We start from the raw sequence: 23,222 nt of genomic DNA on the forward strand, positions 1-23,222 counted from the left end.
CCATGTTCGAGACCGTGCTGATCGCCAACCGGGGCGAGATCGCGCTGCGGGTGCTGCGCGCCTGCAAGGAACTCGGCGTGCGAACGGCGGTGGTCTACTCCGCGGCCGACGTCGACTCGCCGGCGGTCCGCCTCGCCGACCAGGCCGTCCGCATCGGACCCGCGTCGAGTCGGCGCAGCTACCTCAACGCCGCCGCCATCGTGGAGGCGGCCCGGCAGGTGGGCGCGCAGGCGGTGCACCCCGGCTACGGGTTCCTCTCCGAGGACGCCGACTTCGCCGAGATCTGCGCCGACAACGGGCTGACGTTCATCGGACCGCCGCCGGCGGTGATGACCGCGCTGGCCGACAAGTCCTCGGCCCGGGCCCTGATGAGCCGCGCCGGTCTGCCGCTGTCGCCGGGCAGCGTCGCGCCGGTGCCGACCGCCGCCGCGGCGGCCGAGGTGGCCGAGGCCGTCGGCTACCCGGTGATCGTGAAGGCCGCCGCCGGGGGCGGGGGCCGCGGGATGACAGTGGTGCGCACCCCGGGTGAGCTGCGCCGGGCGTACGCCCGCACGAGGGCCGCCGCGCAGGCCGCCTTCGGCGACGACCGGGTGTACGTCGAGCGGTACCTCACCGAGGCGCGCCACGTCGAGGTGCAGGTGCTCTGCGACGCTCACGGCAATGGCGTGCACCTGGGCACCCGGGACTGCTCGGTGCAACGGCGTCACCAGAAACTGGTCGAGGAGGCGCCCGCCCCGGCGCTGCCCGCCGCCGTCCTCGACACCATCGCCGAGACCGCACTGCGGGGTGCGCTCCAGGTCGGCTTCGTCGGCGCCGGCACGCTGGAGTTCCTGGTCGACACCGAGGAGAAGTTCCACTTCCTGGAGATCAACTGCCGGATCCAGGTGGAACATCCGGTCACCGAGATGGTCACCGGAATCGACCTGGTGCACGAGCAACTGCACATCGCCGCCGGGGTGCCGCTGCGCTGGCGTCAGGAGGAGATCCGCCTGCACGGCGTCGCGGTGGAGTGCCGGGTCAACACCGAGGACCCCGGACGCGACTTCGCCCCCACCCCCGGGCGGTTGGAGCGGTTCACGCCACCCGGCGGCCCGTTCACCAGGGTGGACACCCACGCCAGCGCCGGCTACCTGGTCGGCCCCTGGTACGACTCGCTGCTGGCCAAGGTGATCGTCTGGGCGCCCGACCGTGAGTTGGCCCTCAACCGGCTGGAACGTGCCCTGGACGAGTTCGATGTCGCCGGCCCGGGCGTGCACACCACCATCCCGTTCGTCCGGCGGGTGCTCGACGACGCCGCATTCCGCAAGGGCCGCTACACCACCGGCCTGGTCGACCGTCTGCTCGCCAAGCCGACAGACCAGCCGACGGCCACCCCCGCACCGCGCACCGCGCCCGCCGCAGATCCCGACGCAACACACAGGAGGACCCGATGACCGTCACCCATGGTCGCCCGATGACCGCCGAGATCACCGACATCCTGGTGGCGCACTGCGGGCTGGACGCCGACGCCGCGGCCCGGGCGCCCGCGGCGTCCCTGGAGGAGCTGGGCATGGACTCACTCGCCCTGCTGGAGCTGTCCGCCGTGGTCGCCGACCGCTGGCAGGTGAGCATCCCCGAGCAGGCCGGGCAGTTGAGCATCCCGGCGGTCGCCGACCTGGTCGCCCGCCGCACCGACCCACCCGGGCACACCGAGAACAGCGTGGTCATCGACGCGCCCCTCGGGCTGGTCTGGGAGGTCACCAACGACGTGGCGAACTGGACCGAGCTGTTCACCGAGTACGCCGTGGTGGACATCCTGCACCGTGAGGGGCACACGGTGCGGTTCCGGCTCACCATGTACCCCGACGAGAACGGGACGACCTGGAGCTGGGTCAGTGAACGCACCGCCGACCCGGTGAGCAGGCAGGTCCGGGCGCACCGGGTGGAGACCGGGCCGTTCGAGTACATGCGCATCCACTGGCGCTACACCGAGGAGGCCGGTGGCACCCGGATGACCTGGACGCAGGACTTCGCGATGAAGCCCACCGCGCCGGTCGACAACGCCGGGATGACCGAACGGATCAACACCAACAGCGTGATCCAACTCGCGGTGATCAAGGACCGGGTGGAGCGGATCGCCCGTCAGCGCGCCGACCAGGGCGTTTCGGTGGGCGACGGGTCGACGGAGGCCGACGATGAGTGACCTGAGCACCCGCCCGATCGCCGCGCGGGACGTCCCCGCCGACCGTCGGCGCGGCGGTGAGCTGCGGGTGCTGCTCGGCCCCCGCACCGTCGGCAGCACCTCGGGCTTCCTCGGGGTGGCCACCCTCGCGCCGGGGGAGCGGATCGCCGAGCACTACCACCCGTACAGCGAGGAGTTCCTCTACCTGGTGCGCGGCGCGATCACGGTGGACCTGGACGACCAACCGACGTTGCTGGCCGCCGGTGAGGGGCTGTTCGTTCCGGTGAACGTGCGGCACCGGCTGCGCAACACCGGCGTCGAACCGGCCGAGGTGGTCTTCCACCTGGGCCCGCTCGCCCCCCGCCCCGAGCTGGGCCACGTCGACACCGAACTGGTCGAACAGCGGGGCGGATCATGACTGGGCGCCGCACGGTGGTGACCGGGATCGGGGTGGTCGCCCCGGGCGGCGCCAGCCGGGACCGCTTCTGGAAGACCATCACCGAGGGGCGGACCGCCACCCGGCGGATCAGTTTCTTCGACCCGTCGGCGTTCCGGTCGCAGATCGCGGCGGAGTGCGACTTCGACCCGGTAGCGGCGGGGCTCAGCGAGACCGAGCGACGCCGGGCCGACCGGTACGTGCAGTTCGCGCTGGCCTGCTCCGCCGAGGCGGTGGCCGACGCCCAACTGGTGCTCACCGACGCGGAACGCGACCGGGCCGGGGTGGTGCTGGGCACCGCGGTGGGCGGCACGATGGCGTTGGAGCAGGAGTACGTCACAGTGAGCGAGCACGGCCGGCGCTGGCTGGTGGACGGGGCGCGCGGCGGCCCGTACCTCTATCAGGCGTTGGTGCCCAGCAGCCTCGCGGCGGACGTGGCCTGCCGGCACGGGTGGCACGGCCCGGCGCAGGTGGTGTCCACCGGTTGCACCTCCGGCATCGACGCCATCGGGTACGCCCATCAGATGATCGTGGACGGTGAGGCGGACGTGATGCTGGCCGGCGCGTCCGACTCGCCGATCTCGCCGGTCACCGTCGCCTCGTTCGACGCGATCAAGGCGACCAGTCCGGACAACGACGACCCGGCGCACGCCTCGCGCCCGTTCGACGCCGACCGGCACGGGTTCGTGCTGGCAGAGGGTGGGGCGGTGCTGGTGCTGGAGGAGGCCGGGCACGCCCGGCGGCGGGGGGCGCACATCTACTGCGAGGTGGCCGGCTACGCCAGCCGCAGCAACGGCTTCCACATGACCGGGCTGCGCCCGGACGGGTTGGAGATGGGCCTCGCCGTCACCGACGCGCTGCGGCAGGGTCGGATCCTGCCCGAGCAGGTCTCCTACATCAGCGCGCACGGCTCGGGCACCCGGCAGAACGACCGGCACGAGACGGCCGCGTTCAAGCGGGCGCTGGGCCAGGCCGCGTACCGGGTGCCGATCAGCTCGATCAAGTCGATGGTCGGGCACTCGCTCGGCGCGATCGGGTCGATCGAGATGGCCGCGTGCGCCCTCGCCATCGAGTTCGGTGTGGTGCCCCCGACGGCGAACTGGAGCACCCGGGACCCGGAGTGCGACCTGGACTACGTGCCCAACGAGGCCCGGGAGGTCCCGGTGGACGTGGCCCTTTCGGTGGGCAGCGGGTTCGGCGGTTTCCAGTCGGCGATGGTGTTCCGTCGGATGGTCGGCGCGGTGGCGGCGTGACGTCCCGGGCGGTGGTGACCGGCATCGGGGTGGTCGCGCCCAGCGGCATCGGCGCGGACGCGCACTGGCGTACGGTGCTCGCCGGCACCCGCCGGACCGGGCCGATCACCCTGTTCGACCCGTCCGGCTACCCGACCCGCTTCGGTGGGGAGGTGCCCGGGTTCACCGCCGACTCGTACGCCGACAGCCGGCAGCTGGTGCAGACCGACAGGTGGACCCACCTCGGGTTCGCCGCCACCCGGCTGGCGTTGGCCGACGCGGGCCTGCCCGAGCGGGCACCCGACCCGTACGGCTACGCGGTGACCCTGGCCAGCTCGTCCGGCGGCAACCTGTTCGGTCAGCGGGAGCTGCAGCGCCTGTGGGGCGGCACGTCACGCACGGTCGGGGCGTACCAGTCGATCGCCTGGTTCTACGCGGCCAGCGTCGGGCAGCTCTCCATCCACCACCAGTTCAAGGGCCCGAGCGGGGTGCTGGTCGCGGAGTCGGCCGGTGGGCTGGACAGCCTGGCGCACGCCGCCCGTGCGGTACGCCGGGGCACCCCGGTGGTGATCGCCGGGGCCACCGAGTGCCCGTTGAGCCCGTACGCGCTGGCCTGCCAGCTGCGTTCGGGGCTGCTCAGCGACGTCGCGGACCCGGAGCGGGCGTACCGGCCGTTCGACGCCACGGCCAGCGGCTATTTGCCGGCCGAGGGCGGAGCGGTGTTCGTGGTGGAGGAGCTGGGGCACGCCCTGGCCCGGGGTGCCCGGGTCTACGGCGAGGTGAGCGGGTGGGGGTCCACCCACGACGCCGCGCACACCACCGCCGACAGTGCCGGCAACCCGGCCCAGTACGCGCGCGCCATGCGCCTGGCCCTCGACCGGGCGGGTGTCGCCGCGGCCGGCATCGACGTGGTGCTGCCCGACGCGCTCGGGGTGCCCCGCTACGACCGCAGCGAGGCCGAGGCCCTGCGGGCCGTGTTCGCCGACCGGCCGCCGCCGGTGACCACCCATAAACCGCTGACCGGTCGGGCGTACCAGGGCGGTTCGGCGTTGGACGTGGCCACCGCGCTGCTCGCCTTCGCCCACGACACGCTGCCCGCGTCGGCCGGCCCGGACGAGGTGGCCGAGGGCTGCGAGCTGGACTTCCTCCGGGAGCACCGCCGGCCGCGCAGCCGGCTCGCGCTGGTGTGTGCGCGGGGCTTCGACGGATTCAACAGCGCGCTGGTCCTGCGCGGGGCCGCGCCGATGAGGGGAGAGCCGTCATGACCGAGCAGCGGGCCCGGGTGGTCTTCCTGGTACGGGTGCCGGTGCCGCGCACCGAGGCGTTCCTCGCCGCGTACGAGCAGGTGCGGCACCTGGTCGCCGGTGGCGTGCCGGGGCACCTCGTCGACCAGGTGTGCCGTTCGTCGACCGACCCGGAGCAGTGGTTGATCACCAGTGAGTGGGCGAGTCTCGCCGACTTCGAGAACTGGGAACGCAGCCCCGAACACCGGGACCTCGTCCGCCCGATGCGGGAGTGCTTCACCGACGCCCGTTCCCTGCGCTTCCACATCCACGCCCAAACCCCAGCCCTAACCTGACCGTCCGCGCCCCCACGGCTCGCCTCGCCGCGATCTTGCACTTGGTGTCGCGGCATAGGGGACATGCCACCCGTTTCGACAACCGAAAGTGCAAGATCGGCGCGGTGGGGCGGGGTCGCGCGGGGGCGTAGGTTCGGGATTTATGAAGGTGCTGGTCTCTGTGGACATGGAAGGCCTCTCGGGGGTTGTGCATCCCAGTGAGACGAACCCGGATCGGTACGACTATGAGCGCGGCCGGGCGTTGATGACGGCCGAGGCGAACGCGGCGATCGCCGGCGTTCTCGACGCTGAACCCGGCGCGGTGGTGTGGGTCGCCGACGCGCACGGAACGTTCCGGAACCTCCTGCCGGAGGACCTCGACCGGCGTGCCCACCTGGTGCGGGGCAGACCCCGCCCGCTGGGCATGCTCGCCGGGCTGGACGAGGGCACGGATGCCGTCCTGCTCATCGGCTATCACGCCCGGGCCGGTGCCGGGCCCGCCGTGCTGGCGCACACGATGAGCGACGCCATCCTCGACGTGCGGGTGGCCGGACGATCGCTGGGCGAGATCGGCCTCAACGTCGCCATGGCGGGGCACCTGGACGTGCCGGTGGTTCTGCTCAGCGGGGACGACACCGCCTGCGCGGAATTCAGTGAGCTGGTGCCCTCGGCGGTCACCGTCGCCGTCAAGCAGACAGTGGGCCAGGCCGCCGCGGTGGCGCTGCATCCGCAGGAGGCGCGGGAGCGGCTGCGTCACGCCGCCGCCGACGCGATCGCCCGGCGCGCCTCGATTCCCCCGGTGACGATGGCCGGGCCGTTGCACGTCGAGGTCGACCTCTACGGCCCGTACATGGTCGACCTCGCGGTGCTGGTGCCGGGTGTGGCCCGCGTCGGCGGCGGGCGGACGGTCGCCTTCCGCGCCGTTGACGTCGCCGAGGCCTACCGGCTCGTTCAGTTGCTGGTTCAACTCGCCAGCATCAAACCGGACTAGCGCGCGTACCCGCATCGCCGAACGCGCCCACGGCGGCCGGGCAGCAGCCGGCGGGGCGCGACGCACCACCCTCGTCGGGCCAGCCGGCGACCGACGCCATCGGCCGTCCGGTTGAGGGCGCGCGACGGTTGTACGAGGCGTCATGCCTCGGTGACGCTGTGCCGGGTCACCCGCCCGATTCTGTCCGCCGAACGGGCTGTCGGCAATCCGGCTGGCCGCTGCTTTTGATCCATCCATTTGCATCTAGCAATGGCAATGGTGGCGTCGTATGGTTCCCCGCAGCACCCCGACAAGCGTACCTGATGGGCGGATTCGCCCTCTTTCGTGCTGGGCGGTGAACGGCAGTGACGGCAGAAGATCCTACGGCGACAGACCCCGGCTGGGTGGACGAAGTCCTGTTCGCGGGCCGCCCGACCGACGTTTGTCTCCGACTGCCCGAGCCGATCGATCGGGCCACCCTGCACCGCCTGGTCACCGCCGCGCAGGACCGGCTCACCGCCGCCGGACTGCGCCCCGGTGGCGCCGCCGCGCTGCGGCTGCCACCGTCCCTGGCGTACGTGGTGAACCTGTTGGCCACCTGGCGGGCCGGGGGTCAGGCGATCCTGCTCGACCACCGGCTCACCGACCACGAGGTGGACCGCGCGCTGCTCCGGTTGACCCCGCAGGTGGTGATCGCTCCACTGCGGACCGGCGGCGGCGCGCTGAAGATCTTCGTCGACGTCACCGAGGGCGTCACCCGCTATGCCGACCGTCCGGCGGTCAGCGGTCACGCCGTGATCCAGCTCAGCTCCGGCTCCACCGGACCGTCCAAGGTGATCGGCCGCACCGCCGCCGACCTGGTCGCCGAGGTGCACCGCTACACCCGGATCGACGGGGTGGCGCTGCCCGGCGAGCGGATCATCCTGCTGCCCTCGATGGTGCACGTGCTCGGCCTGGTCGGTGGCCTGCTCTACGGTCTGCACGCCGGGGTCGAGCTGGTTCCGCCCCAGCGGCTCAGCGGCGACGCCGTGCTGGCCGCCATCAGTGCCGGCACCACACCGGCCACCGTGCTGGGCGTGCCGTTCCACATCGGACTGCTCGCCTCCACCCGACCGGCCGGGACCCTGCCGCAGCTGCGGCGGATGACCACCGGGGGTGAACTGGTGCCGGCCGCCGCCGCCCGGGCGTTCACCGACCGGTACGGGGTGCCCCTGGGCAACATGTACGGGATGACCGAGGTCGGGGTCATCGGCACCGACCTGCACGGCGCACACCGACCGTCGATCGCCCCCGCGCCCGGCATCGAGGTCCGGGAGCGCGGCGGTGAGCTGTGGGTGTCCTGCCCCGCGTCGCCGTACGTCGGACTGAGCGACCCGACCCGCTGGGCCGACGGCTGGCTGCACACCCGCGACGCCGGCACCGTCGACGAGGACACCGGCCTGGTCACCGTGCGCGGTCGACTCGACTCGCAGGTCTCCGTGGGCGGGATGAAGGTCGACCTGACCGAGGTGGAGGCCACCGTCACCGAGCTGACCGGTGTGGCCGCCGCGGTGGTGGTCTGGGACGACGGCATCACCGCGTACGTCCAACCCGACGGCCCGCTGTCGGAGGAGACGCTGGACAAGCTCCTCGCCGAACGGTTGGCCGGCTACAAACGGCCCCGGACGCTGCACCTGCTCGATCAGTTGCCCCGCACCACCACCGGCAAGCTGGTCCGCTCGACCGACGCGCTGCGCTCGGCGGTCAGCCCGTGACCGGGCCCCTGCACCACCTCGACGTCGACCCGCGTGGCCGCGTACCCGGCGACCGCCAGGACCAGGCCCTCGCCCAGCGGCGGGTGACCGACCCGTACGGGCTCGACGCCGGGCACCAGCCGCAACGACAGCCCCGGCGTCGGCATCAACCGGCGCAGCCCGCCGTCGCGCAACCCCCGCCCGAGCGCCTTACCGACCGCTTCCTTCGCGGTCCACAACCGCAGGAAGTCCACCGTCCGGCCAGCCTCGGGCCGATCGCCCAACCAGGCCAGCTCGGCGGGCGGGAACCAGCGGTGGGCCAGCGCGAGCGCCGGCAGCGGGCGGATCCGTTCCACGTCCACCCCGACCGCGCCGCCCCGACGGGCGGCGACCACCACCAGCCCGGCGGTGCGGCTGACGCTGACCGCCAGCTCGACCGGTCCGGTCACCTCGTCGACCCGGACCACCGGCCGTCCCGCGCTGTCGTGCGTCAGCACCACGGCGGTCTCCGCGCGGCCGAGCAGCAGAGCACCCGCCCGCCGCAACAGCACAGCGGCCGGATCCGGCTGACCGCCGGTGTCCCGGCCGACCCACACGTAGGCGGTGTCCCGACCGGACACCGTCAGCTGGCCCACGCAGAGAGGGTATCCATGAGAGCCGAGGTCCGCGCCTTCGTCGTCGAGCAGCTCGCCGACATGAACTACGACGTCGAGGGGCTCGACGACGACACCACACTCGGCCCGTCCGGCGTCGACCTGGAATCTCTCGCCCTGGCCGACCTGTCCGTCCGGGTCGAGGACCGCTACGGCGTGACGTTCGCCGACGACGAGTCCGAGCAGCTGGCCCTGATGACTGTCGGCGAGTTCACCACAATGGTCGCCAAGCGTGTCGCCGAGGCCACGAGCGACCCGGTCTGATGAGCGGTCAGCCCGATCTGGGGCGAGCTGACCTGCTGAGCATGCTCGCCGAACTCACCGCGAAACCAGCCGCCGAGGTGTCCGACCGGATCGGCTCGATGGAGCTCGCCTGGCTGGTGCACCTCGTCGAGCAGCGCTACGAACGCCGGCTCGACCTGGCCGACGACGAGCTGGTCGGCATCCGTACCGTCGACGACGCCCTGGCGGTGTTCCGGGCGTCGCTGACCGCCCCCACAGATGGTTGAGGCGCGCGTCGCCCAGCTCACCGGTGTGTACGCCGTCAGCGCCCTCGGTCGGGGCGCCGACGCGCAGCTTGCCGGCGTGCTGGCCGGTGTGCCGGCCTTCGGCCCGGTACGCCGGTTCGACACCGCCGCCCGTCGGGTCACCGTGGCGGCCACAGTGCCCGAGGTCGGCACGCTGCCCGACGAGCTGGCCGCCGCGATCGACGAGGCCTGCCGGGCGGCCGGCCTGGACCGCGAGGGCCGCACCGGGTGCGCCCTGCTGCTCGCCGTCCACGGCGGACCGGCCACCGGCCCGGCCCCGGCCGTGCTCGCCGGTCAGCTCGCCGCCCGATGTGGCCTTTCCGGGCACACCCGGGTCTACACCAGCGCCTGCGTGTCGGCGAGCACGGCGGTGGCCGACGCCGCCGCTCAGATCACCCGCGGTGACGTCGAACGAGTGGTCGTCGCCGCCGGCTACCTGGTGGAGCCGGACCAGTTCGCGCTCTTCGACGCCGGTCGCGCCCTCGCGGTCGACGGGGCGGTCCGCCCGTTCAGCGCCGGCCGGCGGGGGCTGTTGCTCGGCGACGGCGTGGCGGCGGTCGTGCTGGAGTCGAGCAGCGGCCGACGACGCGGTGGCGCCGATCCGGTGGCCACCGTGGCCGGTTGGGGACGGGCCGGTGACGCGTTCCACCCCTGCCAGCCGGAGCCCGGCGGGTCCGGGCTGGCCCGCGCGGTCGGCGGCGCGCTGCGCCGGGCCGGGCTGACACCGCAGGCCGTCGGTTACGTCAACGCCAACGCCACCGGCACCGCGCAGAGCGACGCCGCCGAGGCTGCCGCACTGCGCCGGGCCCTCGGCGGGCACGCCACCGAGGTCCCGGTCAGCTCCACGAAGTCGGTGCACGGGCACGCGTTGGAGGCGTCCGGGCTGCTCGAACTGGTGGTCACCGCCCTCGCGCTGCGCCACGGTGAGCTGCCGGTCAACGCCGGCTGGCGGGGCCCCGACGAGGCGTGCCCACTCAACGTCATCACCACCGCTCCACGCCGCACGACGGCAACCCACGCCCTCACCCTCAACGCCGCCTTCGGTGGCGCCAACACCGCGCTCCTGGTCGGCGTCGGATGACCGCCGCCAACTCCCCGCGATCGTGCACTTTCTGTCCCGACGAATCCGACCAAGCGCCCGAAACGACGACCGAAACTTCAAGATCGCCGGGGGAGAGGGAGAGGGCGGGGGCGGGGGCGGGGGAGCGGGCGAGGGCCTGGTGGCCGGAGGTCGGGGACGAGGGCGGCGTGGCGGGGGTGCCGGGGTTCGTGCACTCGGACTTCGCACCGGTGGTGGTGGCCGTCGCCGAACGGTGCCTACGGCGGGGGTACGGCACCCAGCAGGTGCCACCCGAGGTGCGCACGGGGATCGTGCTGGTCAGCGCCAGCGGCGACCTGGCCAGCGCCCGACACGTACGGGCGACCGTCGAGGCCGGCGGGCGGGTCGGCCCGCTGTTCTTCTTCCAGTCCGTGCCCAACAGCGTCGCCGGGCACATCGCCGCCCGGTGGGGCCTGCGCGGTCCGGTGGTCTGTCTCAGCCCGACCGGCGACCCGTACACCGACGGTGTCGCCGAGGCCGACCTGCTACGCGACGACGGTGACGCCGACGAGGTGTTGCTGATCCTGATCGAACAGGCACCCGACGGGCCGACCGAGGCGGTCGCGGTGCTGCTGGGGGGAGGAGCACGACCATGAGGAAACGGGGACTGCGCGGCGCACTGGCCGCCGACACCGAACTGGGGGCGGGCAACGTCCTGGCCCGGGTGCTGGCGCACGGCGCCGACCCGGACGGGCCCGGCCTGACCTTCGACACCGCCGTCGACGGGCACCCCGCCGAGACGCCACTGACGCTGGGGCAGCTCGACGAACGGGTCGCCGCCCGCGCCGCCTGGCTGCACGAACACGGGGTACGCCCCCGCGACCCGGTCGCCGTCTGGGCCACCGCCGCCGCCGACATGGTGCTCAGCTTCCTGGCGCTGGCCCGCCTCGGCGCGATCCCGGCGCTGATGAACGGCAAGCTCCGCCCGGAGATCGCCGCCGAGTACATCCGCCGCCTGCGGGGCGTCGGGGTGTTGGCCGACGACGCGCACACCGCGCTGCTGGCCGGGCACGACCTGGGCGTGCCGCTGCTCGGCACCCCCGCGCAGGCCGGCACGGGCGACCCGGCCGCCGCGCCGGCGCACTACCGGCACCACCCGGACGACCCGATCGTCATCACCCACACCTCCGGGACGACCGGGGTGCCCAAGGCGGTGCTGCACTCACACGCCAGCCTCTTCGCGGCCACCCGGCACCTGCTCACCATGCCGCAGGCGCAGGGCACCACCCGGATCCTCAACGCGTTGCCCGCACCGCACACCGCGACGGTGCTGATGGTCAACCAGGCGCTGGGCAACCGCGCGCAGATGTTCCTGCTGTCCGAGCAGGGCGGCGAGCAGGTGCTGGACGCGATCCAACGCTGGCGCCCCGACGGGGTGTTCGGCTTCTCGGTCACCTGGGCGGAGCTGGCCCGCTTCGACCTGTCCGGGTACGACCTGGACTCGGTGCGGCTGTGGTTCAACACCGGAGACGCCTCGCACGAGCCGCACATCCGCCGCCTCGTGGCGGTCGGTTGGCACGACACCGTCACCCGTGACGGGGTGGCGAAGGTGCCCGGGTCGGTCTTCATCGACGGGCTGGGTTCCAGCGAGATGGGGCACTCGATGTTCCACATCACCCACCGCGCCGACACCGACCGGTACGGCCGGTGCATCGGCCGCCCGTACCAGTTCGCCACCGTCGCGGTGCTCGACGCCGACGGTGAGCCGGTGCCGGTCGGCGAGGTGGGTTTCCTGGGCATCGACTCGCCGTCGCTGTTCCGGGGCTACTGGAACGACTCGGTCACCACCTACCGCTTCCGCCAGCGCGGCTGGTACCTCACCGGTGACCTGGTCCGCGCCGACGCCGACGGCCGCTACTACCACCTGGACCGGGCGGTGGACTCGGTCGACGCGGGTGACGGGCGGCGCTTCTACACGGCGCTGTCCGAGGAGCGGATCCTCGCCGCCTGCCCGGACGTCACCGACTGCACAGTGGTGATCGTCGCCGAGGCCGGGGTGGTGGTCACCGACGTGCTGCTGGAGTTGGCCGCCGGCGCGGACGAGGCGCAGGACCGCACCGAGCGGGTCCGCGCCGCCCTCGGTGCCGACGTCGGCGCCACCCTGCGCCGGGTCGTGCCGGTGCGCTCCGCCGACATCCCGGTCACCGTGACCGGCAAGGTCCGCAAGGTGGTCCTGCGGGAGCGCTACCTCACCGAGGCGCGTTCGTGACCGCGCTGATCACCGGGATGGGGCTGTTCACCCCGGTCGGGCGGGGGGTCGAGGAGACCTTCGACGCCCTGACCACCGGCCGGTCCGGGCTGGCCCGTCCGGCCGAGGGGCACCCGGCGCGGGAGTCGCTGGATGTCGCCGGCGTGCTGCCCGACATCGACCCGCGTACCGTCGCGTCCGGGCCGGAGGCCCGGGTCCTGGACCGGATCGTCGTGCTCGCCCTGATCGCCGCCGCCGACGCCCTCGCCGACGCCCGCATCGAGGTGGGTCGCGACGTCGATCCCGACCGGATCGGTGTGATCGTCGGCGGGGTCGGCGGGATGGCCACCCTGGAGTCGCAGGTGCTGGCCCGCGCGGCCCGGGGGCGGGCGGCGGTCAGCCCGTACCTGCTCACCGGGATCCTGCCGAACATGCCGGCGGCGCGGATCGCCATCGCCCACGGCATCCGGGGTTACAGCTCGTCGGTCGGCACCGCCTGCGCCTCCGGCGCCCAGGCGATCGCCGACGGGGTCCGGCTCATCGCGACCGGGGAAGCCGACGTGGTGCTGTGCGGGGCCAGCGAGGCACCGCTGTTCCCGACCTTCGCCGACACCTTCGGCAACGCGCGGGCGTTGGCGCGCGCCGGCACCGACCCGGGCCGGGCGAGCCGACCGTTCGACACCTCCCGCAGCGGTTTCGTCCTGTCCGAGGGCGCCGCGCTGCTGGTGCTGGAGCGCGCCGAGCACGCCGCGGCGCGCGGCGTCACCGGGTACGCCGAGGTGGCCGGGCACGGCGCGACGACTGACGCGTACCACCCGACCGCCCCCCGACCGGACGGTGCCGGCGCGGCGGCGTGCATCCGCCGGGCCCTGCGCAGCGCCGGTGTGCCGGCGGCGGTGGTCGGTTACGTCAACGCGCACGGCACCGGCACGAAGCTCGGTGACATCGCGGAGACCACCGCACTGGCGGACGTCTTCGGCGTCGGCGGCGTGCCGGTCAGCTCCACCAAGGCGCTCACCGGTCACCTGCTCGGCGCCTCCGGGGTGGTGGAGGCGGCGGTCACCGCTGTGGCGCTCGGTCGGGGGCTGCTGCCGCCGACGTACCACCTCGACGACCCGGACCCGGCCTGCCCGGCGGACCACATCCGTGGCGCGCCCCGCAAGGCCGACCCGGAGTACGCGGTCACCAACTCGTTCGGGTTCGGCGGCCAGAACGTGAGCCTGGTGCTGGCGCGCGTCGCCGAGCCGAGGGGGTGATCGAGGCGGCATCCCGGGCGGGCGCGCCCGGACGGCAACGCGGGGGGAACTGTGTGGGAGGGGTTTCAGGGGCATGGACATCAGTGGTATCGACCACATCGAACTCTACGTGGGGGACGCCCGGCAGGCGGCCTTCTACTTCAGCACCGCCGTCGGCTTCGAGATCTGTGGCCAGGGTGGCCCGGAGACCGGGCTGGAAGGGCAGCGTTCACTGCTGCTCTGCCACGGCGACATCCGACTGCTGCTCACCTCCGGCCTGAGCGCAGAGCATCCGGCGGCCCGGTACGTGCAGCGCCACGGTGACGGCATCGCTGTCGTCGCGGTCGGGGTCGACGACGTGTCGGCCGCGTACGCCGAGCTGGTGGGTCGGGGCGCGACCGGCGTGACGCCGCCGACCACCCGCACCGGCGCGGACGCCGAGGTGGTGATCGCCGAGGTGGACGGCTTCGCCGACGTGCGGCACCGGCTGGTGCAGCGCCGGGGCGACAAGGCTGAGTTCCTGCCCGGCGCCATCACCCCGGCGGCCTCGGCGAACGACAACCACCCGCCGGTGCTCGCCGAGATCGACCACCTGGCGGTCTGCGTGCCGCCCGGTCAGCTCGACGAGACGGTCCGGCACTTCGAGGCGCTGTTCGACTTCGCGCAGATCTTCGAGGAGCACATCGAGGTCGACGGGCAGGGGATGAACTCCAAGGTGGTGCAGAGCCCGTCCGGGCGGGTCACCGTGGTCCTGCTCGAACCGGACCGCACCCGGCGGCCGGGGCAGATCGACGCGTTCCTCGACCAGCACGCCGGTGGGGGAGTGCAGCACCTGGGGTTGCGCACCGAGGACATCGTCGCCGCCGTGGAGGCGCTGGGCCGGCGCGGGGTGCGCTTCGCCGGCACCCCGGCCAGCTACTACGACGCCCTGGAGGCGCGGGTCGGCCGGGTGGACGCCCCGCTGGACCGACTGCGCGAGCTGGGTGTGCTTGTCGACTCCGACCACGACGGTCAGCTGTTGCAGATCTTCGCCGAGTCGATGCACGTGCGCCGCACGCTCTTCCTGGAGCTGATCGAGCGGCGCGGCGCGCGGGGCTTCGGCAGCGGCAACATCAAGGCGCTCTACGAGGCCAAGGAGCGGGAACTGGCCGCCGTGGCGGCCACCCCACAGGGGGTGGGGGCATGACCGCTACGGAGTACGAGCCCACGCTGACCGCCGAGGAGCGGGAGCTGCTGCCGTCCGACGATGACGTGCGGCACTACGCCGAGCACGGCTGGTACCTGTCGAAGAAGATCTTCACCGACGACGAGGTGGACGCCCTCGCCGCCGCGGCGGCGCGCTACTACGACGGTGAGCGGGACCGCCGGCTTCCGGTACGCCCACCGAAGCTCGCCTACTGGGACCCGTCCAGGGGGCCGGTGCAGCGGCACAACGACTACGTCCACCACGAGCACGACGGGCTCGGCGCGATCCTGCGCAAACCGTTGATCGGCGCGGTCGCCGCCCGGCTGGCCCAGGCCGACGAGATCCGGGTCTTCCAGTCCACCCTGATCTACAAGCCGCCGATCGACGGGGAGCCCAGCAACATCGTGCCCTGGCACTTCGACAAGCACTACTGGGCGTCCTCGTCGTCGGAGAAGATGCTCACCGCGTTCATCCCCTTCCACGACTGCGGGGAGGAGATGGGCACCATCACCATGGTCGACGGCTCGCACCGGTGGAAGGAGATCGGCGCGGACGACACGGTGGTGCGACACTTCGCCGACCGGGACCGCAGCCAGCTGGAGGAGATGCTGGCCGAGAACGCCGCGTACAACGGCGCGGAGATCCGCAAGATCCCGATGGTGATCCCCAAGGGACACGTGAGTTTCCACCACTGCCGCACCTACCACGGCAGCGGCCCCAACGTCAGCGGTCGCCCCCGACAGGCGATCTCGCTGCACCTGCAGGACGGCGACAACGCCTGGCGGGAGTACCCGCTCTCCGACGGCACGCTCGCCGCGTACAACCACGACGTGCTGGTCCGCCGCACCCACGACGGGCGGCCGGACTACGCGGACCCCGACTACTGCCCGGTCATCTGGCGCCACCGCGCCCAGCAGGGAGGCTGACATGTCACGATACGACTGGGGTAGGACGCACCCGGGCATCGAGCGGTTGGAGCGGGCGGTGACCGACCGCCGCGACGCCGTGGTCAAGCACCCGCTCTACACCAACCTCGACACCCACCAGGCGCTCGTCACCTTCATGGAGCACCACGTCTTCGCGGTCTGGGACTTCATGTCCCTGCTGAAGTCCTTGCAGCGGCAGCTGACCTGCGTCAGCGTGCCGTGGATCCCCACCGGCCCGACCGGCAGTCGTCGCCTCATCAACGACATCGTCATGGTCGAGGAGAGCGACGAGCTGGGCGGCGGCTACATCAGCCACTTCGAGCTGTACGTGCGGGGCATGGCCGAGGCGGGCGCGGACACCACGGCGGTGAACGCCCTCATCGAGCTGCTGCGCGCCGGTCGTCCGGTCACCGAGGCGCTCACCGAGGCGGGGGTGCCCGCCGCGTCGGCGAGGTTCGCGGCGACCACCTGGCAGATCATCGAGTCGACCCCGGTGCACTGTCAGGCGGCGGCCTTCGCGTTCGGCCGGGAGGACCTGATCCCGGACATGTTCACCCAGGTCGTCTCGGTCAACGAGGTCAGCAACCGGCTGCACACGTTCGTCGACTACCTGGAACGCCACATCGAGGTCGACGGCGAACAGCACACCCCGATGGCCATGCAGATGCTCGCCGACCTGTGCGGCGACGACGACAGCAAGTGGCAGGAGTGCGCCGACACCGTCAACACCGCGCTGGCCGCTCGGGCCCGGCTCTGGGACGACATCCTCGCCGCCATCAAGGGGCCGGCGTGACTGACGCCGACAGGGTCCGGCTCTACCGCACGGTCCGGCTGATCCGCCGGTTCGAGGAACGGGCGGTGGAGCTGGTCCACGGCGGGCAGATCGTCGGCGGCATCCACCCGTACCTCGGCCAGGAGGGGGTCGCCGCCGGCGTCTGCGCGGCGCTGGGTGCCGACGACGTGCTCGCCGGCACCCACCGGGGGCACGGGCACGTGCTGGCGCGCGGCGCCGACCCGGCCCGGATGCTCGCCGAGCTGTGCGGCCGGGTCACCGGCCTCAACGCCGGCCGGGGCGGTTCGATGCACGCCGCCGACCTGAGCATCGGCGTGCTCGGCGCCAACGCGATCGTCGGCGCCTCCGGGGCGATCATCACCGGCGCGGTCTGGGCCCGGCGACGGCAGGGCCACGACACCGTCGGGGTGAGCTTCTTCGGCGACGGCGCGGTCAACGAGGGGATGCTGCTGGAGGCGTTCAACCTGGCGGCGCTCTGGCGGGTGCCGGTGCTGTTCGTCTGCGAGAACAACGGCTACGCCACCACCATGCCGGTCGCCGGCGCGGTGGCCGGCAGCATCGCCGGCCGGGCCGCCGCGTTCGACATCCCGGCCGTCGAGGTCGACGGCCAGGACCCCGAGACGGTACGCGCCGCCGCGGCCGCCGCCGTCGACCGGATGCGCGCCGGCGGTGGCCCCGAGCTGATCGAGGCCCGGACCTACCGTTTCGACGCCCACCACACCTTCGAACACGCGGTACGCCTCGACTACCGGCCGCCGGACGAGGTGACCCGGGGCCGGGCCCGGGACCCGGTGGACATTCAGGGCTCACGGCTTGCCGACGCCGACCGGGCAGCAGTGAACGCCGAGGTCGAGGCGACAGTCGACGCGGCGGTGCGGTTCGCCCTGGACAGCCCCGAACCCGACCCGGCCGACGCGTTGGCCTACCTGTACGCCAGTGGCCTGACCGTACGCACCGGAGGTGGGTGAGGTGCCGCGACTGTCGTACCGGCGGGCGTTGACCCGGGCGCTCGCCGACGAGTTGGCCCACGACGAGGCGGTGTTCCTGCTCGGCGAGGACATCCAGGTCGGCGCGTCGCTGGTGACCACCGGGCTGGCCAAGCGGTTCGGGACCGAACGGGTCCGCGACACCCCGCTGTCCGAGCAGGCGTTCACCAGCTTCGCCACCGGGGCGGCGCTGGCCGGGCTGCGGCCGGTGATCGAGTTTCAGATCCCGTCGCTGCTGTTCCTCGTCTTCGAGCAGATCGTCAACCACGCGCACAAGTTCCCGCTGATGACCGGTGGGCAGTGCCGTGTCCCCGTCACCTACCTGGTGCCCGGCTCCGGCTCGCGGACCGGGTGGGCCGGGCAGCACTCCGACCACCCGTACAGCCTCTTCGCGCACGTCGGCGTGGTCACCGTCGTGCCGGCCACCCCGGCCGACGCGTACGGGTTGCTGGTCACCGCGATCCGTCACGACGACCCGGTGGTGGTGTTCGCGCCGGCCCCCGCGATGGACGTGCGCGACGACGTCGACGACCTGGCGCCGGTGCCGTTGGGCCGGGGCCGGATCCACCGCAACGGCTGCGACGTCACAGTGGTCGCGATCGGGCACCTGGTGCACGACGCGCTCGCGGTCGCCGAGGAGATGGCCGATCAGGTCTCGGTGGAGGTGTTCGACCCGCGCACCCTGTACCCGTTCGACATCGACGGTCTCGTCGAGTCGGTCACCCGCACCGGGCGACTCGTGGTGTTCGACGACGGCAACCGTTCCTGCGGCATGGCCGCCGAGATCATCGCCTCGGTGGTGGAGCGGGTCCGGCTGCTCGCCCCGCCGCGCCGGGTCACCCGACCGGACGGGGCGGTGCTGCCGTTCGCCCCGGCGCTGGACCGCGCCGTGCAACCCGGCCGGGACCACCTCGTCACCGCCATCCACCTGACCGTGAAGGACTCATCATGATCGACCCGAACTATCAGTGGCCGGCGGTCGGCCGGGCCTGGGCCGAGCTGCCGGAGCCGGCCCGTCGGGCCATGGTGGCCAGTGGGGCGGCGGCCTGGGAGCAGGTCTTCCACGGCCGGGCCACCTACAACAAGCAGTGGCGGTTGGCCCGGCCCCCGGTGCTCACCGCGGACGCCTGGCGGGAGCTCAACGAGGTCTGCGACCGGTTGGCGCAGCTCATCCTCGACGCCTGCCGTCGTCGCGCCGGTACCGCCGGGGAGCTGCGCCGGCTGCTCGGCGTACCGGCCGGGGAGACCCGGTTGCTGGACGAGGCCGAGCCGCTGACCGAGGCACTGCTGGCCGCGTACCGACCGGATGTGATCTTCTCCGGCGGGGTGCCGAAGTTCGTCGAGTACAACATCGACAGCAGCCTCGGCGGCGGGTTCGACGCCGACACCGTCATCCAGCGGTACGCGCGCCTCTACCAGGACCAGGGCATCCTCGACGAGCTGCCGGTGCGGGCCGCCCCGTCCCTGCTGGACCAGCGGTTCGTGGCGATCCGCGACGAGCTGCGGCTGCCCGAGGGCGCCCGGGTGGCGCTGCTGATGGACTTCGACGCCGACTACCCCGGCCTGGACGACCCGCAGACGTTCATCCGGATCCTCGACCCCCTCGCCGTACGGGCCCGGGACTTCGGCATCGACCTGGTCATCGCCCCGGTCTCCACCGCCACGGTGGACGCCGATCACCGCCTGGTCGTCGACGGCGCGCCGGTCGACGCGCTGTTCCGGCTCTTCGTGCCCAACCGGGTCACTCCGACCGCCGGCCTGGACGCGGTGGCCCGGGCCCTCGCCGCCGGCACGCTACCGATGTTCGTGTCGGCGGCGGCCTGGCTGCTCGGCAACAAGGTCACCTTCGCCTGGCTGTGGGAGGACGTGGCCGGGCTGCCCGCCGACGACCAGGCGCTGATCCGCCGGCACGTGCCGTACACGGTGCCGTTGACCGCCGCGGTGCTCGACCGGGCCATCGCCGAGCAGGCCACCTTGGTGGCGAAGCCGGCCGACGGTTCGGCCGGGCACGGGGTGCTGCTCGGTCCGGAGCTGAGCGCGACGGACTGGGCCGACGGTGTGCGGGCCGCCGTCGGCCAGGGCGGCGCGATCCTTCAGGAGTACCTGCCGACCGACCGGGTGTCGATGGACTTCGTCCAGATCGAGACCGGTGAGACGGTCACCGCCGACGTCCCGTACTCCCTGGCCCCGTACCTGTTCGGCCGCAAGGCCTCCGGCGGCCTGGCGCGGGTCGGCTACCCCGGCTGCGACGGAGTCCTCAACCTCGCCCACGGCGTCCTCCTGACCGGAGTCCTCCTGAAAACCTGACCCCCCTCCTCCCGGTGATCAAGAGGTTTCGGTCACGACACGCCGGGCTCGGTGACCGAAACCTCTTGATCACCGGTGACGGGCGCGGGTCCGGGGCGGTGGGGGGAGGGGGAGTGGGAGCGGGAGTGGGAGAGGGCGCGGAGGGTTTCGGTTGTTGCTATGGCGTCGCTGCGGGCGCTGCCGTGGCGGCCGTCGGTGCTGTAGAGGGTGGGGTCGGCCGTCAGGGGATGGTCGGTCAGGTGGACGTGGACCGTGCCGAGGCGCTCGGCCAGGGTGGCCGTGTGGGCGGAGAGGCGGCGCATTCGTTCCCTGAGGCCGGCCCGCAGGTGCTCGGGCACCGCCGGGCTGTGCGAGACGTCGAACATGCCCACCGTGATCACGTCGGCGCCCACGTCGCGCAACGCGGTGATCATCGCGGTCAGCTCGACGTCCACCGCCGCCGCGTCGTACGCCGGGTGGAAGGCGTCGTTGCCCCCGCAGACGACCAGGGCCAGATCCGGTGCGAAGGCCAACGCCGGGGCGAGCTGGGTGGCCCGCACCTGGTGCGCGCGCAGCCCCCGTCGACCCAGATTCCGGTACGCCAACTCGGGGCGCACGGTGGTCAGCTCGGCGGCGACCCGGTCGACCCACTGCACGTCCGGGTAGCCCGGGGTCGGCTCACACATGCCCTCCACGACGCTGTCGCCGAGCGCCACGAACCGCCGCCACGGGTGCCCGTGCAGCAGTTCGGCGGCCTCCCCGGGGCGCAGACAGTACGGGTCCGTTGATTCGGTGAGCGTCGATGGCATGCCGGCACGCTAACCGACCGTCGGGCGGCCCGGCCAGGCACGGCCGGCCAGGCCGATCTCGGCCAGGTGGACAGGTCCGCCCGGGCCTGTCGGATTGGTGTCATGGGCGGGACGACGTCGGCGAACCGGGGTGGGGTGTTGGCACCCGCCCGCCCACGACGGGTGGTTGGCCGACCGCACGGTGGGAGCCCGGGGCCCCGACGGCGGAGGAGGTGACCGACGATGCGCTGACGACTGCTGGCCAGAGCTGGTGGGTAAGCGACGAGTGCGCGGCTGCCGCAGGATGACCTACGGGCAGGTCGTTGGGCGCTTGCGGGTCGCACGGGGAACACCTGCGGGCCGAAACGGATGGCTCGCAGGGTCGAGGGGTGGCTCCCTGGCCGTCGGTCGAGGCGGGCAGGACGCGCTGGCCGTAAGGTAAGGCGCTTCAGTCCTCAATGCTCATTGGCTCGAATGGCACCTCGTGCGCCTGCTTCACGATGCCGTGTTCGGTGAAGCGGCTCAAACCCCAGATGCTCATGTGCCGTGTGGGAGGATCGCTGACCGTGACGAGCCGGTCGAGCATGTTCTTCGAGCTGGTGGAACGGACATGTGCTGTGGTAGCCAGGAGGTAGGAGAGGGCGCGGCCGACTGGCACCAAGAACCGTCCATCGTCCTTGACAACGTCCGTGACCACGCGTTGAAGAAGCTCGTCGAGTTGTTCACGGATCTGGGCGGCTGCCTGCTCTCCGGCAGGGTCGCCGAAACAGTCGCCCACGGCGAACAGCGCGGCGTGGACCTCGATCACCCGAACCCTCGTGGCCTGGCTGTCATCAAGATTCAGTCGCTTGAGCCGGTCCCAGGAATGCTCGCAAGCCTCCCGCATAACAACCTGTGCCCGTTCGCGGCGTTCCTGCATGAATCCAAGGGCGAACAACGCCCGGCAGCGCAGCCACGGGTCGGCCTGGGGATGCCGGAGAACTGCTCGTAGGGCAGGTATCACCTGCGCGGCCCAGCCGCCGGCGCGTATGGCGTCGATGGCGCGGCGACGGTGGACGCCAGCGTTCTTGATGACCGCGTGTTGGAACAGTGTCTCGGTAGCTGCACGGATCCGATTGGGTATCGTGGAGTCGAGTTCCCGGCCAGCGTCGCGAATGACCCGCTGGCAGGGTTCGTCGAGATCCGGCCAGGTTGTCAGGATCTTCTTGTGTCGGCGTACATTTTGCTCCAGGGTGCCCGCAACCCATTTGAGGCCGGGCCGACGCGACGCTTCTCGGCGAAAATCGGTGATGAACTCGAAGATCTCGTCGCGGGCTGCGTCCTGATACTCGCCGTCCCAGGCTCGCTCCCACAGGCCGAAGACGGCAGTGCCGCGCTCCCGTAAGGTCGCGTTAGAATCCTTGGCGCGGGCGCGAAGCCGGTCCCCGGCCCAGTCCCGTTCCGGTGGCGACCAGATCTTTGGAATCGCGATCGCGAGTTCGAGGTCGAGCGAGCGCGCGGGGTAGAGGCTGTACTGCCGAAGCCGTTCGCAGAAGCTCAGTTGCCGCTCGACCCAGTCGCGCACCTGCTCGCCTTCAGGGCTTGATTCCCGGCGGTCCGCCTTGATGGCCAGGACGACCGCGGCCAGGGCGCGCCACACGCGGAAGCCCAGGGGTGTGCGTAAGGCCCTGTCCAGGCGCTTCTCCACGAGGTCGAAGGCGTAGCGGCTGATGCTGCCGAGCAGGATCAGCGCGTCGACGCTGGACGGAGTCGGCGCGAGGCTGCCGATCTGGATGAGTCCGTCGACGACATGGGCAAGTGTTTCTCGGTGGACGTTCCGCACATCACTCGGTGGCCGGCCGGGCTCTTCGAATTCGGCCAGGAGGATGGTGGCCTGAAGCAGCAGGATGATCGGGGGAGGGTTGCGGATGGCGAGGACGAATGGTTGGTAGAAAGGCGAGATGGTGGCCTCGACGTTCTGGCCGCTGCGTACACCAGACAGCCGGGCGGCGAACGCCGCGAGCCCACCCGCACGGCTGAGTTGTGGTGCTCTTCCGAGGATGACGGTGTCCAACGCTTGCAGGAACGGAATCGTCGGCCCGTTTCGCAGCGCCCGGCTGAAGTTTCCGCTGGGGTCGTTTGGCGTCGCATCACCGCCGACGCCGGCGGTGGGGTCTGGTTTGTTGCCACGATTGACCTGCTTGATCTTGGCGTGGATCTTGGCGATTTCATTCTGCGTCATCTTCGTGATCCCGGGTTCCAGCCCGGCGTCCATGTAGGCGACCTGGGCGGTCGCCGCGTAGCTGCGCAGTTGTCGTGGATCGCTGACGTCGGTCAACGTGACGGCCGGCGGCGTGCTCGCTGACGATGAGCGGTGTCGCGTGGAGGGCACTAGCGCAGGGTAACAGCGACGCTGTCTCTTGGCGGGAGTGCTGCTGTCAACTGTCCGATACGCCGCTGTCAATCGCGCCGAAGTCTACTGTCGA

Annotated in this window: 23 protein-coding genes; 20 read left to right on the plus strand and 3 right to left on the minus strand. The window is 72.2% G+C overall.

All coding sequences use genetic code 11. From position 1 onward, the window contains the following. Positions 1–2 precede the first annotated feature (2 nt). The 8 genes from IF22_RS0116695 (at position 3) to IF22_RS0116730 (ending at position 8,111) form a co-directional block, all read left to right on the plus strand. A complete protein-coding gene (locus tag IF22_RS0116695) occupies positions 3–1,433 on the plus strand; it encodes an acetyl-CoA carboxylase biotin carboxylase subunit (protein WP_036411591.1) in 1,431 nt (476 codons plus the stop codon). After that, on the plus strand, positions 1,430–2,182 hold the full coding sequence (locus tag IF22_RS0116700; protein WP_051708546.1) for an SRPBCC family protein: 753 nt from the start codon (positions 1,430–1,432) through the stop codon (positions 2,180–2,182). Before IF22_RS0116695 ends, IF22_RS0116700 begins: the two co-directional genes overlap by 4 nt. After that, a complete protein-coding gene (locus IF22_RS0116705; protein WP_030332975.1) occupies positions 2,175–2,579 on the plus strand; it encodes a cupin domain-containing protein in 405 nt (134 codons plus the stop codon). The genes IF22_RS0116700 and IF22_RS0116705 overlap by 8 nt, the downstream gene beginning before the upstream one ends. Next, a complete protein-coding gene (locus tag IF22_RS0116710) occupies positions 2,576–3,850 on the plus strand; it encodes a beta-ketoacyl-[acyl-carrier-protein] synthase family protein (protein WP_030332977.1) in 1,275 nt (424 codons plus the stop codon). Before IF22_RS0116705 ends, IF22_RS0116710 begins: the two co-directional genes overlap by 4 nt. Next, entirely contained in the window at positions 3,847–5,094 is a 1,248-nt protein-coding gene (locus IF22_RS0116715; RefSeq protein ID WP_030332978.1) for a beta-ketoacyl synthase N-terminal-like domain-containing protein, read from the plus strand. The genes IF22_RS0116710 and IF22_RS0116715 overlap by 4 nt, the downstream gene beginning before the upstream one ends. Beyond that, positions 5,091–5,408, plus strand: coding sequence for an antibiotic biosynthesis monooxygenase family protein (locus tag IF22_RS0116720; protein WP_030332980.1), 318 nt, complete (start codon positions 5,091–5,093; stop codon positions 5,406–5,408). Before IF22_RS0116715 ends, IF22_RS0116720 begins: the two co-directional genes overlap by 4 nt. 142 nt (positions 5,409–5,550) lie before the next feature. Further along, positions 5,551–6,378, plus strand: coding sequence for a M55 family metallopeptidase (locus tag IF22_RS0116725; RefSeq protein WP_030332982.1), 828 nt, complete (start codon positions 5,551–5,553; stop codon positions 6,376–6,378). Positions 6,379–6,761: 383 nt separating this feature from the next. Continuing rightward, complete coding sequence (locus IF22_RS0116730) at positions 6,762–8,111, plus strand: class I adenylate-forming enzyme family protein (protein WP_030332984.1); 1,350 nt, start codon at positions 6,762–6,764, stop codon at positions 8,109–8,111. Here the strand turns inward: IF22_RS0116730 and IF22_RS0116735 are convergent. Next, positions 8,039–8,725 carry a 4'-phosphopantetheinyl transferase family protein gene (locus IF22_RS0116735; protein WP_030332986.1) on the minus strand — a complete coding sequence of 229 codons (687 nt, stop codon included), beginning with the start codon at positions 8,723–8,725 and terminating at the stop codon, positions 8,039–8,041. The genes IF22_RS0116730 and IF22_RS0116735 overlap by 73 nt on opposite strands. Before the next feature lie 15 nt (positions 8,726–8,740). Between IF22_RS0116735 and IF22_RS0116740 the strand changes: the two genes are divergently transcribed. The 12 genes from IF22_RS0116740 to IF22_RS0116795 all read left to right on the plus strand — a co-directional run bounded on the left by IF22_RS0116740 (position 8,741) and on the right by IF22_RS0116795 (position 19,990). Continuing rightward, positions 8,741–9,007: an acyl carrier protein gene (locus IF22_RS0116740; protein WP_030332988.1), complete on the plus strand. Its 267-nt coding sequence runs from the start codon at positions 8,741–8,743 to the stop codon at positions 9,005–9,007. Next, the gene (locus IF22_RS0116745; protein ID WP_030332989.1) at positions 9,007–9,252 is read left to right on the plus strand and encodes a hypothetical protein; all 246 of its coding nucleotides are present in this window, start codon (positions 9,007–9,009) and stop codon (positions 9,250–9,252) included. Before IF22_RS0116740 ends, IF22_RS0116745 begins: the two co-directional genes overlap by 1 nt. Beyond that, positions 9,245–10,351, plus strand: coding sequence for a beta-ketoacyl-[acyl-carrier-protein] synthase family protein (locus IF22_RS0116750; protein WP_030332991.1), 1,107 nt, complete (start codon positions 9,245–9,247; stop codon positions 10,349–10,351). Before IF22_RS0116745 ends, IF22_RS0116750 begins: the two co-directional genes overlap by 8 nt. Positions 10,352–10,518: 167 nt before the next feature. Continuing rightward, entirely contained in the window at positions 10,519–10,965 is a 447-nt protein-coding gene (locus tag IF22_RS0116755; RefSeq protein ID WP_051708548.1) for a beta-ketoacyl synthase chain length factor, read from the plus strand. Then, positions 10,962–12,578, plus strand: a complete 1,617-nt coding sequence (locus IF22_RS0116760; RefSeq protein WP_030332996.1) for a class I adenylate-forming enzyme family protein — start codon at positions 10,962–10,964, stop codon at positions 12,576–12,578. Before IF22_RS0116755 ends, IF22_RS0116760 begins: the two co-directional genes overlap by 4 nt. Beyond that, on the plus strand, positions 12,575–13,813 hold the full coding sequence (locus IF22_RS0116765; RefSeq protein ID WP_030332997.1) for a beta-ketoacyl-[acyl-carrier-protein] synthase family protein: 1,239 nt from the start codon (positions 12,575–12,577) through the stop codon (positions 13,811–13,813). The genes IF22_RS0116760 and IF22_RS0116765 overlap by 4 nt, the downstream gene beginning before the upstream one ends. Before the next feature lie 73 nt (positions 13,814–13,886). Continuing rightward, positions 13,887–14,978 (plus strand): 4-hydroxyphenylpyruvate dioxygenase, encoded by a 1,092-nt coding sequence (gene hppD, locus IF22_RS0116770; RefSeq protein WP_036411597.1) that lies wholly within the window; start codon positions 13,887–13,889, stop codon positions 14,976–14,978. Further along, the gene (locus tag IF22_RS0116775) at positions 14,975–15,904 is read left to right on the plus strand and encodes a phytanoyl-CoA dioxygenase family protein (RefSeq protein WP_030333001.1); all 930 of its coding nucleotides are present in this window, start codon (positions 14,975–14,977) and stop codon (positions 15,902–15,904) included. The genes hppD and IF22_RS0116775 overlap by 4 nt, the downstream gene beginning before the upstream one ends. A gap of 1 nt (position 15,905) precedes the next feature. Continuing rightward, a complete protein-coding gene (locus tag IF22_RS0116780) occupies positions 15,906–16,697 on the plus strand; it encodes a DUF3050 domain-containing protein (protein ID WP_030333003.1) in 792 nt (263 codons plus the stop codon). Beyond that, a complete protein-coding gene (locus IF22_RS0116785) occupies positions 16,694–17,665 on the plus strand; it encodes a thiamine pyrophosphate-dependent dehydrogenase E1 component subunit alpha (protein WP_030333005.1) in 972 nt (323 codons plus the stop codon). The genes IF22_RS0116780 and IF22_RS0116785 overlap by 4 nt, the downstream gene beginning before the upstream one ends. A 1-nt stretch (position 17,666) precedes the next feature. Continuing rightward, the gene (locus IF22_RS0116790) at positions 17,667–18,635 is read left to right on the plus strand and encodes an alpha-ketoacid dehydrogenase subunit beta (protein WP_030333007.1); all 969 of its coding nucleotides are present in this window, start codon (positions 17,667–17,669) and stop codon (positions 18,633–18,635) included. Then, positions 18,632–19,990: an ATP-grasp domain-containing protein gene (locus IF22_RS0116795; RefSeq protein ID WP_030333009.1), complete on the plus strand. Its 1,359-nt coding sequence runs from the start codon at positions 18,632–18,634 to the stop codon at positions 19,988–19,990. The genes IF22_RS0116790 and IF22_RS0116795 overlap by 4 nt, the downstream gene beginning before the upstream one ends. 32 nt (positions 19,991–20,022) lie before the next feature. Here the strand turns inward: IF22_RS0116795 and IF22_RS0116800 are convergent, their stop codons facing one another. Both IF22_RS0116800 and IF22_RS0116805 read right to left on the minus strand, forming a co-directional pair. Then, a complete protein-coding gene (locus tag IF22_RS0116800; RefSeq protein WP_081883860.1) occupies positions 20,023–20,778 on the minus strand; it encodes an SGNH/GDSL hydrolase family protein in 756 nt (251 codons plus the stop codon). 427 nt (positions 20,779–21,205) lie between these two features. Then, positions 21,206–23,128, minus strand: coding sequence for a hypothetical protein (locus IF22_RS0116805; RefSeq protein ID WP_156057583.1), 1,923 nt, complete (start codon positions 23,126–23,128; stop codon positions 21,206–21,208). Between the last annotated feature and the right edge of the window lie 94 nt (positions 23,129–23,222).

Source organism: Micromonospora parva (genome assembly GCF_000718515.1).
In the GTDB taxonomy this organism is placed as follows: Bacteria; Actinomycetota; Actinomycetes; order Mycobacteriales; family Micromonosporaceae; genus Micromonospora; species Micromonospora parva.

Coding starts and splice junctions, on each gene's coding strand:
- IF22_RS0116695 (WP_036411591.1), top strand. CDS start 3: ATGTTCGAGACCGTGCTGATCGCCAACCGGGGCGAGATCGCGCTGCGG.
- IF22_RS0116700 (WP_051708546.1), top strand. CDS start 1,430: ATGACCGTCACCCATGGTCGCCCGATGACCGCCGAGATCACCGACATC.
- IF22_RS0116705 (WP_030332975.1), top strand. CDS start 2,175: ATGAGTGACCTGAGCACCCGCCCGATCGCCGCGCGGGACGTCCCCGCC.
- IF22_RS0116710 (WP_030332977.1), top strand. CDS start 2,576: ATGACTGGGCGCCGCACGGTGGTGACCGGGATCGGGGTGGTCGCCCCG.
- IF22_RS0116720 (WP_030332980.1), top strand. CDS start 5,091: ATGACCGAGCAGCGGGCCCGGGTGGTCTTCCTGGTACGGGTGCCGGTG.
- IF22_RS0116725 (WP_030332982.1), top strand. CDS start 5,551: ATGAAGGTGCTGGTCTCTGTGGACATGGAAGGCCTCTCGGGGGTTGTG.
- IF22_RS0116740 (WP_030332988.1), top strand. CDS start 8,741: ATGAGAGCCGAGGTCCGCGCCTTCGTCGTCGAGCAGCTCGCCGACATG.
- IF22_RS0116745 (WP_030332989.1), top strand. CDS start 9,007: ATGAGCGGTCAGCCCGATCTGGGGCGAGCTGACCTGCTGAGCATGCTC.
- IF22_RS0116750 (WP_030332991.1), top strand. CDS start 9,245: ATGGTTGAGGCGCGCGTCGCCCAGCTCACCGGTGTGTACGCCGTCAGC.
- IF22_RS0116760 (WP_030332996.1), top strand. CDS start 10,962: ATGAGGAAACGGGGACTGCGCGGCGCACTGGCCGCCGACACCGAACTG.
- hppD (WP_036411597.1), top strand. CDS start 13,887: ATGGACATCAGTGGTATCGACCACATCGAACTCTACGTGGGGGACGCC.
- IF22_RS0116775 (WP_030333001.1), top strand. CDS start 14,975: ATGACCGCTACGGAGTACGAGCCCACGCTGACCGCCGAGGAGCGGGAG.
- IF22_RS0116780 (WP_030333003.1), top strand. CDS start 15,906: ATGTCACGATACGACTGGGGTAGGACGCACCCGGGCATCGAGCGGTTG.
- IF22_RS0116795 (WP_030333009.1), top strand. CDS start 18,632: ATGATCGACCCGAACTATCAGTGGCCGGCGGTCGGCCGGGCCTGGGCC.
- IF22_RS0116800 (WP_081883860.1), bottom strand. CDS start 20,778: ATGCCATCGACGCTCACCGAATCAACGGACCCGTACTGTCTGCGCCCC.